The organism is Streptomyces bambusae (assembly GCF_019400985.1).
GTDB classification, from domain to species: Bacteria; Actinomycetota; Actinomycetes; order Streptomycetales; family Streptomycetaceae; genus Streptomyces; species Streptomyces bambusae_A.
Map to the genome: position 1 here is coordinate 15,022 of NZ_WTFF01000069.1, position 12,235 is coordinate 27,256.

4 protein-coding genes are annotated in these 12,235 nt (G+C 75.5%); 1 reads left to right on the forward strand and 3 read right to left on the reverse strand.

Annotation, left to right across the window (positions count from 1 at the left end):
* The first annotated feature begins 257 nt into the window (after positions 1-257).
* Positions 258-1,649, forward strand: coding sequence for a sporulation protein (locus GPJ59_RS12555; protein ID WP_219667163.1), 1,392 nt, complete (start codon positions 258-260; stop codon positions 1,647-1,649).
* Positions 1,650-1,669: 20 nt separating this feature from the next.
* On the opposite strand, the gene GPJ59_RS12560 is transcribed toward GPJ59_RS12555, so the two are convergent.
* The 3 genes from GPJ59_RS12560 to GPJ59_RS12570 form a co-directional block, all read right to left on the reverse strand.
* A complete protein-coding gene (locus GPJ59_RS12560; protein WP_258024295.1) occupies positions 1,670-2,023 on the reverse strand; it encodes a hypothetical protein in 354 nt (117 codons plus the stop codon).
* Between the two features lie 351 nt (positions 2,024-2,374).
* Positions 2,375-9,433 (reverse strand): type I polyketide synthase, encoded by a 7,059-nt coding sequence (locus tag GPJ59_RS12565; RefSeq protein WP_219667164.1) that lies wholly within the window; start codon positions 9,431-9,433, stop codon positions 2,375-2,377.
* 29 nt (positions 9,434-9,462) lie between these two features.
* Positions 9,463-12,235: SDR family NAD(P)-dependent oxidoreductase (locus tag GPJ59_RS12570; protein WP_219667165.1), on the reverse strand; the 2,773-nt coding region annotated here is incomplete at its 5' end.

Consider the following 12,235-nt stretch of genomic DNA (forward strand, 5'->3'; position numbering starts at 1 on the left):
CGGCCTGTGCCCTCATCACACCCGCCCGCCCCGGGTGCCGGGGAGGGCTCGCAGGGGGGCTCACAACTCGCGAAAGCGGTTCACTCAGGGTCCGCAGGGCAATACCCTCGGTGTCCCGTGGCGGAGGACAGCCGTCCGTTGCCCGACCCGGCCGGAAGCCGTGTGGCGGAATGCGGCCTCGCGCGATCCGGCCCCGTGGCGTTTTCCTCGTCAGCGGCCGCATCCCGTTGCTGACCTGGAGGAAGAGGGGATTGAAGGTGGCGTCGACCAGCCGTCGGAAGCGTCCGCCGAACGCGGACCTGGCCCGGCTCATCGAGACCTGCGGCGCGAGCCACAAGTCGTTGGCCCTGCGGGTCAACCAGCTCGCCCAGCAGGCAGGGCTGGAGACGGACTACTCGCACACCTCCATCGCGAACTGGTGCATGCGGGGCATGATCCCCAAATGGCCGGTGCCGAACCTCCTCGCGCAGGCCGTCGCCGAACGGCTCGGCCGACCGGTGTCACTTGGCGAAATCGGAATGGGAGAGGCGGAGACACCGGACGCGGATGTGGGGTTGGATTTCCCGCGGGACCGTGGCGATGCGGTCCGAGTGGCCACTTCGTTCTGGAGTTTCGTGAACCGCCGCGACTTCCTGACCGGATCCGGCTTCGCCGTGTCCGCGTTCACCACTCCCGTGACCCGCTGGCTGGTCACCCCCGCCGACGACGGCGCTGACATGACCGGCGGCAAGCAGGTCGGCCGGGCCGACCTGGAAGAACTCCGCGACGCCGCCGATGAGGCCCGCCGATGGGACTCCAAGTACGGCGGCGGGAACTGGAAGGCCAACTCTGTCACCGTCTGTCTCCAGGAACGGGCCGCCCCGCTGCTGCGGGGCTCCTTCACCGACTCGGTCGGCCGGGACCTGTTCTCCGTCACCAGCGAGTTGTCCCGGCTGGCGGGCTGGACAGCGTTCGACGTCGGCCAGCACGACGTCGCCCAGCGGCACTTCATCCAGTCCCTCCGCCTCGCCCGCGCGGGCGGCGACATCGAGCTGGGCTGCTACGTGCTGACCACGATGGCGATGCAGTCCCTGCTGCGGGGCTTCGCCTCCGAGGCCGTCGACATGGCCCAGGGAGCCTTCGAGCGGGCCAAGGGCCAAGCCGCCCCCAGGGTGCTGGCCTTCACCAAGCTGATCGAGGCCCGTGCCCATGCCCGCGTCAGGGACGCCAAGGCCGCCTCACGGGCCCTGAAGGCGTCCGAGGACCTGCTGAGCCAGGCGGAGGGCTCCAGCGGCTCAGAGCCTGCCTGGATCGACTTCTATCACCACGCCCGCCTCTCCGCGGACGCCGCCGAGGTCTTCCGTGACCTGAAGAACCCCAAGGCGGCCCTCGCCTGGAACCAGCAGGCCGCCACCATGCCGACCGGGGCGTTCACCCGCTCCGTCGGGATGCGCCTCGCGATCGTCGGAACGGCCCACCTCCAGGCCCGCGACCTGGACCACGGCCTGGAACTCGGCAACCGGTCCGTGGACATCCTCGCCCGCGTCCGGTCCTCCCGGGCCAAGGACTACGTCCGCGAGTTCAACACCGCCCTCGGCCCCTGGCGGCGCGAGCCGGCCGTCCGCGAGTTCCTGCACCGCACCCGCACCGAACTCGGCATCGCCGCCTGAAACAACCGTGGCGCCTGGGCTCAGCGGCACCTGGAGACGCGGCGGACGATCGGCTCCAGGTAGTCGGCGTGCGGACCGACCAGACGCGCCAGTTCGTCCGGTGTGCGCACCAGGGCGATGTCGTCGAGTTCAGGTTCGCGGCCCTGGTCGCGCTCGGCTGCCGCGGCAGCGGCGAAGTCTGCGCGCAGCGTGACCTCGGGCAGGGTCGGGGCGAGGTAGGTCAGGCCGACGCTGCCGTTCTCACCGCGGGTGACGACCCACAGCGTCAGGTCCTCGGCGGCTGCGTCGATCCCCAGCTCCTCGGCGAGCTCTCGCGCGGCTTGGCCGGCCAGTGCCGACTCGTCCAGCGCCGCCCCGTCCTGGGGAGACTCCACAGACCCGCCTGGCAGCTGAAGAGGCTGGGGTTGGCCCGGACCGCCATGTCCCACACCCGGTCGCGGGCCTCGGTGTGCTGGGGCGGCAGCGGGGGCTCCGCGGACTCGGTCAGCGGGAGCCGTTCGACGTCGAAGAGGTCAATGCCCACGGGGGGCAGTGTCTCGGTCACCGGCCCGTCGTAGGACCCGCCCCGTCTCGGACGCGGCATCGCCGATGGGGGGAACGCGAAGCCCCTCCGCGCAGCGGGCCGTGCCCGCGCGTGAGGCGGGGGCACGGCCCTCGGGTGGGACCCCGTACGGGGCGGCCGGCCCGACCGGACGGGGGATGACCGGTCGGGGCGGCCGGGTCGGTCAGCCGAAGATCCAGTAGCGCTCGCGCTGGAACGGGTACGTCGGCAGGTCCGCGCGGCGGGCGCCGCTGCCCTCGAACACGGCGGCCCAGTCGACCTCCGCGCCGCCGGCGTGGAAGGCGGCGGCCACGGCCAGCGCCTCCCGTGCGGTCGCGGTGGCGGCGGGCGTCCCGGCGGCGGACTCACCGGGGCCGGACGCCCGGCTGCCGGACTCACCGCCGCCGGACTCCCGGCTGTCCGGCTGCCGGCTGCCCGACTCCCCTCTGCCGGGCTCCCGGCCGGTGGGCTCACCGCCGGCGCCCGTCCAGGTGGCGGGATCGGTCAGGGTGGTGAGCGGTTCGCCGGTGGAGGCGTCGAGGACGGGGACGGTCGGGGCGGTGAACTCCGTGGCTCGCAGCGCCTCGGCCAGGGCCTGGCCGTCCTCGGTGAGGGCGGCCAGGAGTTGCACCGCGTGCTCCAGGGACAGCGCCCCGGCGGCGTGCAGCGCGGCGAGTCGGCCGGCCCGGCCGGCGGCGGTCAGCGCCTGCGGGGCCAGGCCCCAGTGCGCGTACAGCCGGTACAGCGCGACCTCCTCGGCGAAGGCCTCGGCCGCGGGCGGGAAGGGCGCGGCGAGGTGGACCCCGAGGTGGGTGCGGACCTCGTCCCACGCCTCGGCGAACACGGGCCAGCTGTCGTACAGGGCCTGGGCCGGCCCGCGTACGGTGCCGGTGAAGGCCAGCCGCGGGGAACCAGAGGTGACGACCCGGTCGTCGGCCGTGCCGTTCTCGACGGCGGCCAGCGCCGCGTCCAGCTCCTCGCGGCTCTCGGCGAGCACCACCGCGCGGTGCTCGAACGCCGCCCGGCCGGTGGCCAGGGAGAAGCCGATGTCGGCGGGGTCGAGCGCGGGGTCCTCGGCGAGCGCGGCACGCAGCCGCGCCGCCTGGGCGCGCAGGGCGTCCTCGGTCCGGGCGGACAGCGGGACCGCGACCGGTCGCGGGGCAGCAGGGGCGGACGGCTCCCCTGCGGACCGCTGCTCCACGCACGGCTCCGCCGCGGGCGGCTGCTCCAGGATGAAGTGGGCCTGCGTACCGCTGGCGCCGAGCGAGGAGACGCCGGCCCGGCGCGGCCGCCCGGTCGCGGGCCACTGCGTGGGCTCGGTGACCAGGCGCACGGCGCCGGCCGACCAGTCGACCCGGCTGGTGGGCTCCTTGACGTGGAGCATCTGCGGGATGTGGGCGTGCTCCAGCGACAGGACGGTCTTGATGACGCCGGCGACGCCGGAGGCGGACTGCGGGTGGCCGATGTTGGACTTCACCGTGGACAGCAGCAGCGGCCGGTCCTCGGGGCGGTCCTGGCCGTACGTGGCGAGCAGGGCCTCGGCCTCGATCGCGTCGCCGAGCGGGGTGCCGGTGCCGTGGCCCTCGACGGCGTCGACGTCCGCGGCGGCCAGTCCCGCGTCGGCCAGCGCCTGACGGATCAGGCGCTGCTGGGACAGTCCGCTGGGGGCGGTCAGGCCGTTGCCGGCGCCGTGGTGGTTGACGGCCGAGCCGCGCACGACGGCGAGCACCCGGTGGCCCAGCTCCCGGGCCCGCGAGAGCCGTTCGACGACGACCATGGCGGCGCCCTCGCCCCAGCCGGTGCCGTCGGCGTCCTCGGAGTACGGCTTGCAGCGGCCGTCGGCCGCCGCGCCGCCCATGTGGTGCCAGGCGACCGGAGCGGACAGCACGGTGACACCGCCGGCCAGCGCCATGGCGCTCTCGCCGCGCCGCACCGACTGGACGGCCAGGTGCAGGGCGACGCCCGACGAGGAGCAGCCGGTGTCGACGGTCAGGGTCGGGCCGTGGATGTCGAGGGCGTACGCGACCCGGCCGGAGGCGATGGCCGGCGCGATACCGCTGCCGAAGTGCGGCTCGCTCTCTTCCGGGATCCGCTGGGCGGGCAGGAAGCCCTGGTAGCCGACGCCCAGGTAGATGCCGATCTGCTCGTCGGTGACCCCGCGCGGGTCGACCCCGGCGCGCTCGAACGCCTCCCAGGCCGTCTCCAGCAGGAGCCGCTGCTGCGGGTCCAGGACGAGGGCCTCGGCGTCGGAGATGCCGAAGAAGGAGGCGTCGAACTCGCCGATGCCGCGCAGCAGTCCGCCCTGGTCGAGGGTCTTGACGGCCTGGAACTCCTCGCCGTCGGCCCCGGTGGCGTCGGCGATGCGCCAGCCGCGGTCGCGGGGCAGGTCGCCGACGAGGTCCTCGCCCTCGGAGATCGCCTGCCACAGCTGCTCGGGCGTCTCGATGCCACCGGGCAGGCGGCAGCTCATGCCGACGACGACCACGGGGTCGTCGGCATGAGCTGCCGCGGCCGGGGCGGTGGTGGCGGTGGCGGACGAGTCCTGCGCGCCCAGGAGTTCGGCGCCCAGGAAGCGGGCCAGGGCGGCCGGGGTGGGGTGGTCGTAGACCAGGGTGGCCGGGAGCTTCAGGCCGGTGGCGGCGGTGAGCCGGTTGCGCAGCTCGACGACGGTCAGGGAGTCGAAGCCGAGCTCCTTGAACGCCCGGGCGGGCTCGACGGCCTCGCCGGAGGCGTGTCCGAGCACGGCGGCCGCCCGGTCCCGGACCAGGTCCGTCAGCCGCTCGCTGCGCTCGGCCGGGGTGGCCGCGCGCAGGGTACGGACCAGGTCGGACGCCGAGTCGTCGGCCTGCTCCGCCCGGGGCGCGGCGGCGGCCCGCGGGACCAGGCCGTCGATGAGGGGGCTCGGCCGCTCGGAGGTGAAGCCGGGGGCGAAGCGCGCCCAGTCGACGTCGGCGACGGCCACGAAGGCCTCGTCGTGCTCGACGGCCTGCACCATGGCGTTCAGGGCGAGGGCGGGGTCCATCTCCAGGACGCCGCGGCGGCGCATGTACTCCTCGGCGCCGTCGAGTTCCATCATCCCGCCGCCGCCCCAGGCGCCCCAGGCCACCGAGGTGGCGGTCAGGCCGCGGGCGCGGCGCTGCTCGGCGAGGGCGTCGAGGTAGGCGTTGGCGGAGGCGTACGCGGTGTGCCGGGCGGCGCCCCAGACGCCGGAGTTGGAGGAGAAGAGGACGAAGGCGTCCAGGTCGGCGCCCTCCAGGAGGGCGTCGAGGTGGTCCGCGCCCGCCACCTTGGCGGCCGAGAGCTGCTCGAACTCGCTCGCCGAGGTCTCCCCGGCGAGGGTGTACTGCGGGACGCCGACGGCGTGGACGACGGCGGTCAGCGGCCGGTCGGCCGGGATCGCGGCGAGGACCGCCTCGACCTGCGCCCGGTCGGCCATGTCGCACGCGGCGAGGGTCACCTCGGCGCCCAGCTCTCGGATCTCCGCCGCCAGCTCCTCGGCGCCCGGAGCCCCGGGCCCGCGCCGGCTGGTGAGCACCACGTGTTCCGCGCCGGTGGCCGCCAGCCGGCGGGCCACCTGCGCACCCACCCCGCCCGTACCCCCGGTGACCAGCACCGTGCCACGCGGCGTCCACGAACGCACCGGCTCCCGCTCACCCAGCGCCGCCCGCACCAGCCGCCGCCCGAGGATGCCGCTGGTACGGATCGCGACCTGGTCCTCCTCGCCGTAGCCGCCGGAGAGCAGGCGGGCCAGCCGGGCCACGGCCCGGTCGTCGACGACGGCCGGCAGGTCGACCAGGCCGCCCCAGGTGCCGGGCTGTTCGAGGGCGACGACCCGGCCGAGGCCCCAGACGCGGGCCTGCGCCGGTACGGCGGGGGCGTCGGCCCGGCCGGCCGCGACGGCGCCGCGGGTGGCGGCCCAGTGGCGGGCGGTGACGCCCGCGTCGGCGAGGGCCTGGACCAGGACGTGGGTGGCGGTGGCGCCGTGGTCGGGGTCGAGGCCGAGCAGGGAGAGCACTCCGGCGAGGCGGGGCAGGGCGGCCGTGGTCTCCGCGAGGCGGGCGGCGATCTCCTCGCGCCCGGCGGCGGGGTCTGTCTCCAGGACGACGGTGCCGGCGCCGTGGGCCGCGAGGCCGGCCGCGACCGTGCCGGACACCGGACCGGCCGCCGCGCCCGCCGGGGTGACGATCAGCCAGGTGCCGTGCAGGGTGCCGGCGGGTCCGGTGGCGGACAGCGGGGTCCAGGTCACCTTGTAGCGCCAGGAGTCGACGGTGGCGTGGGCGCGGTGCCTGCGGCGCCAGCCGGCGAGCGCGGGGAGCAGCTCGCCGAGCGCCCGGCGCTCCGCCAGGTCGAGGGTGCCGGCCAGGGACTCCAGGTCCTCCGCCTCGACGGCGGCCCAGAACCGGGCCTCCGTCTCGTCGGCGGTGGGCGCGGCGGCGGGCGCCGCCTCGGGCCGGGCCGGGGCGGGCTTCAGCCAGTAGCTCTGGCGCTGGAAGGCGTACGTGGGCAGCGCGGTGGTGCGGGCGCCGCGGCCGGCGTACAGGGCGGTCCAGTCGACGGGGACGCCGCGGGTCCAGGCCGTCGCGAGCGAGGTGCAGAACCGGGCGGGGCCGCCCTCCTCGCGGCGCAGGGTGCCGGTCGCCAGGATGTCGGCGCCGGCGTCCTCGGCGGTCTCCAGCAGGCCGTACGTCAGCACGGGGTGGGCGCTGGACTCGATGAACGCCCGGAAGCCGTCGGCGAGCAGGGTGCGTACGACCGGCTCGAAGGACACCGGCCGGCGGCAGTTCTCGTACCAGTACGCGGCGTCCAGCTCGGGGCCTTCCAGCACCTCGCCGGTGACGGTGGAGTACAGCGGTACGGTGCCCTCCCGTGGCTCCACGAAGGCGAGCAGCTCCAGGATGCGCTCCTTGAGCCGGTCGACCTGCGCGCAGTGCGAGGCCACCGTCGACGGCACGATCTTCGCGCGGACGCCCTCGGCCTCCAGCGCGGCCACCAGTTCCTGAAGCGGGGCGACCTCGCCGGCGACGGTGACCGTGCCCGGGCCGTTGATGCCGGCGATGGACAGGGCGTCCCCGTACGGCGCGATCCGCGCCCGTACGACGTCCGCGCCCAGCGAGACCGAGGCGACCGCGCCACGGCCGACCAGCTCGTCGGCGAACAGCTGCGAACGCAGCACCACGATCTTCGCCGCGTCCTGAAGGGAGAGGGCGCCCGAGACCGCGGCCGCCGCGATCTCGCCCTGCGAGTGGCCGACCACCGCATCGGGACGGACCCCGGCGGCCTGCCACAGCTCGGCGAGGGAGACCATCACGGTGAACAGGACCGGCTGGAGCACCTCGATCGCGGTCAGCTCCGGCGCACCCTCGACGCCCCGCAGCACGTCCTCCACGGACCAGTCGACGTGCGCCTCGACCGCGCCCGCGACCTCGGCGAACCGGGCCGCGAACAGCGGGGAGCCGTCGAGGAGTTCCACGGCCATGCCCGCCCACTGCGAACCCTGCCCGGGGAAGACGAACACGGTCTTGCCGCCCGCGTCCGCGATGCCGGCCGCGGCCGGGTCGGTGTCCAGGGCCGCCAGGAGCTCCTCCCGGGTCGAGCCCAGCACCACCGCGCGGTGCTCGAAGGCGGAGCGGGTGGTGGCCAGCGACAGTCCGACGTCCTGCGGCCGCAGCGCGGCGTCGGTGCGGACGAGCTCCCGCAGCCGGGCGGTCTGGGCGTCCAGGGCCGCCTTGCCCTTGCCCGAGAGGACCCAGGCGAGCGGGGCGTCCGTACCGATGACCGGGACGGTGCCGGTGCCGGTGCCGGTGCCGGTGCCGGTGCCGGTGCCGGTGCCGGTGTCCGTGCCGGTGCCGGTGCCGGCGGGCGCCGGGGCCGCCTCCGCAGCCGGCTCGGGCGCGGCCTCCAGGATGGCGTGCGCGTTGGTGCCGCTGAGGCCGAAGGAGGAGACGGCGGCCCGGCGCGGGTGGTCGGTCTCGGGCCAGGGCCGCGACTCCAGGAGGAGTTCGACGTCGCCGGCGGCCCAGTCGATGTGCGGGGAGGGCGCGTCGACGTGCAGGGTCTTGGGCAGCACCCCGTGCCGCAGCGCCATGACGGTCTTGATGATGCCGCCGACGCCGGAGGCGGCCTGGGTGTGGCCGATGTTGGACTTCAGCGAGCCCAGCCACAGCGGCTGCCCCTCGGCGCGGCCCTGGCCGTATGTGGCCAGCAGGGCGTGTGCCTCGATCGGGTCGCCGAGGGTGGTGCCGGTGCCGTGCGCCTCGACCGCGTCGACCTGGTCGGCCGTCAGGCGGGCGTTGGCCAGGGCCTGCTTGATGACTTTCTGCTGGGCCTTGCCGCTGGGGGCGGTCAGGCCGTTGGAGGCGCCGTCCTGGTTGACGGCCGAGCCGCGGATCACGGCGAGCACCTCGTGGCCGTGGCGGCGGGCGTCGGAGAGCTTCTCCAGCAGCACCAGGCCCACCCCCTCGGAGAAGGAGGTGCCGTCGGCGGAGGCGGCGAAGGCCTTGCAGCGGCCGCTGAAGGCCATGACGCCCTGGGCGCTGAAGCCCACGAAGAGTCCGGGGGACGCCATCACGGTGACCCCGCCGGCCAGGGCGAGCGAGCACTCGCCCTGGCGCAGCGCCTGGACCGCGAGGTGCACGGCGACCAGGGAGGAGGAGCAGGCGGTGTCGATGGTCACCGCCGGGCCCTCGAAGCCGTACGTGTAGGAGAGCCGGCCGGAGATCACACTGGCCACGGAGCCCGTGACGAGGTGCCCCTCGGCGCCCTCGGCCTCGTCCCCGAGGCTCTGGGCGTACGAGGGCTGGGAGGCGCCGATGTAGACACCGGTGCGGCTGCCCTTGAGCGTGTACGGGTCGAACCCGCCGCGCTCCAGCGTCTCCCAGGAGGCCTCCAGCAGCAGCCGCTGCTGGGGGTCCATGGCCAGCGCCTCCCGGGGTGAGATCCCGAAGAAGGCGGCGTCGAACTCGTCGACGTCGGGCACGAACGCGGCTTCCCGCACGGTGCCCGTGTCGCCGAGGTCCCAGCCCCGGTTGTCGGGGAACCCGGAGACCGCGTCCCCCTCCTTGGCGACGAACTCCCAGAGGTCGTCCGGGGATTCGATGCCGCCGGGGAACCGGCAGCTCATGGCCACGACGGCGATGGGCTCGTGCGGGGCGGCGACCAGCTGCTGGTTCTGCCGGCGCAGCCGTTCGGTCTCCGTCAGCGACGCCCGCAGCGCTTCGACGACCTTTTCCGAGGGGGTACTCATGGATGATCTCCGGATCTCAGCTTCGCGGGTCAGTGGGTGTCGCCGTCCAGGGCCAGGGAAACGAGATCGTCGAGGTCCATCGTGGCGATCGAGTCCTCCCGTGCCCCGGCGTCGTCGGCCGCGGCCGGTTCGGCCGCCGCGCTGCCGGCCAGGCGCAGCAGCGTGTCGAGCACGCCCGCCTCGCGCAGCCGGGCCAGCGGGACGGTGGCCAGCGCCCGCCTGAGGTGTGCCTCGTCGATCGGGGCGTCCCCGCCGGTGGCGTCCGCCGCGGCCGCCTCCGTCTCCGCCTCCGGGGCGAGCTCGGCGCGCAGGTGGTCGGCGAGCTCGGCCGGGGTGGGGTGGTCGAAGACGAGCGTCGCCGGCAGGCGCAGCCCGGTGACCGCCCCGAGGCGGTTGCGCAGCTCGACCGCGGTGAGCGAGTCGAAGCCCAGCTCCTTGAAGGCCCGGTCGGTCTCGACCGCGGCGGGGCTGCTGTGCCCGAGGACGGCGGCCACGTTGGTGCGGACGACGTCGAGCAGGACCTCGTGGCAGCGTTCGGCAGTGAGCCCGGCGAGCTTGCGGGTCAGCGCGGAGCCGTCGGGTTCGGCCGTACCGGCCGCGGTGCCCGCGGCCCGGCGGACCGGGGTCCGTACCAGCGCCCGGTAGAGGGCCGGCAGGGCGGCGCCGCCCGCGGAGTCGCGCAGGGCGTCCGGGTCGAGCCGTACGGGCACGGCCAGTGCCTCGTCCTGCTCCACCGCGGCGTCGAAGAGGGCAAGGCCCTGCTCGGCGGTGAGCGGGGTGACTCCGCCCCGGTTGAAGCGGGCGAGGTCGGTGTCGTCCAGTGCGGCGGTCAGGTCGCTGATCGTGTGCCACATGCCCCAGGCGAGCGAGGTGGCGGGCAGGCCCTGGGCGCGGCGGTGGTGGGCGAGGGCGTCCAGGTAGGTGTTGGCGGCGGCGTAGTTGGCCTGGCCGGAGTTGCCGGTCACGCCGGCCGCCGAGGAGTAGAGCACGAACCGGCCGAGGTCCAGCCCGCGGGTCAGCTCGTGGAGGTTCCACGCGGCGTCCACCTTGGGCCGCATGGCGTGCTCCATCCGCTCGGGGGTGAGCGAGGCGAAGACACCGTCGTCGACGACGCCCGCGGCGTGGACGACGCCGGTGAGCGGGCGGTCGGCCGGTACGCCGTCCAGCAGGGCCTTCAGCGCCTCCCGGTCGGCGGCGTCGCAGGCCACCACCTCGGCGGAGCCGCCGAGTTCGGCGATCTCCGCGACGAGTTCGGCCGCGCCCGGGGCCTCGGGGCCGCGCCGGCCGGTCAGCAGCAGGTGCTTCACCCCGTGCTCCGTGACCAGGTGCTTGGCCACCAGCGCGCCCAGGGTCCCCGTACCGCCGGTGACCAGGACCGTACCCGCCGGGTCCCAGCCCTGCGGCACGGTCAGCACGATCTTGCCGGTGTGCTTGGCCTGGCTCATGAACCGGAAGGCGTCGGGAGCGCGGCGGATGTCCCAGCTCCGCGTCGGCAGCGGTTCCAGCGCGCCCGACTCGAACAGCCCCACCAGCTCGGCGAGCATGGCGGCGGTGCGCTCCGGGCCGGCCTCGGCGAGGTCGAACCGGCGGTAGGCCACGCCGGGGTGGTCCGCGGCGACCTCGTCGGCGTCGCGTACGTCGGTGGCGCCGAGCTCGACGAACCGGCCGCCGCGCGGCAGCAGCCGCAGCGAGGCGTCCACCAGCTCACCGGCCAGGCAGTCCAGGACCACGTCCACGCCCTCGCCGCCGGTGGCGGCCAGGAAGCGCTCCTCGAACGAGGCGTCACGCGAGGACGCGATGTGCGCCTCGTCCAGACCCGCCGCCCGCAGCGCCTCCCACTTGCCGGCACTGGCCGTACCGAACACCTCGGCACCCAGGTGCCGGGCGATCTGCACCGCCGCCGAACCCACACCGCCGGCAGCGGCATGGATCGCGATCCGCTCCCCCGCCTTCAGCCCCGCCAGGTCCACCAGCGCGTAGTACGCGGTCAGGAAGACGGCGGGCACGGAGGCGGCCTGTTCGAAGGACCAGCCCTGCGGAATGCGGGCCACCATCGCGGCGTCGGCGACGGCCAGCGGTCCGAAGGAGTGCGGGACCATGCCCATCACCCGGTCGCCGACGGCGAGGTGCGTCACGCCCGGGCCGGTCCCGACGACCACGCCGGCCGCCTCGCAGCCCATGAAGCCGCCGCCGGGGTACATCCCCAGGGAGACGAGCACGTCGCGGAAGTTGAGGCCGGCGGCGCGCACGGCGATGCGCACCCCGCCCTCGGGCAGCTCCTCGGCGGCCTCGGGCCGCGGCAGCAGGGCCAGGTTGTCGAGCGTGCCTGCGGCGGTGGTCTCCAGCACCCAGGTCCCGCCGGCCGGTGCGGCCAGGGCGGTGGAGGTGCCGGCCCGCACCAGGCGCGGCACCAGGGCGGTGCCCGTGCGTAGCGCGGTCTGCGGCTCGTCGTGCACGAGGGCGCCGGCCACGGCGCCGCGCAGGGCGGCGGCCGACTCCTCGGTCCCGTCGAGGTCCGCGATCAGCAGGCGGCCGGGGTTCTCGGCCTGCGCCGAGCGGACCAGGCCCCAGGCGGGCGCGTGGACGAGGTCGGTGACGTCCTCGCCGGTACGGGTGGCCACCGCGTCCCGGGTGGCGACGACCAGCCGGGAGCCGGCGAACCGCTCCTCGGCGACCCATTCCTGAAGGGTGGCCAGCAGGGCGGCCGCGGCGGTGTGTGCGCCGGCGACCGGGTCGCCGGCCGCCACCGCGTCCGCCGTGTCCGCCGCATCCGCCACGTCCGCCGCGCCCGCCGCCTCCGCC

Coding starts and splice junctions, on each gene's coding strand:
- GPJ59_RS12565 (WP_219667164.1), bottom strand. CDS start 9,433: ATGAGTACCCCCTCGGAAAAGGTCGTCGAAGCGCTGCGGGCGTCGCTG.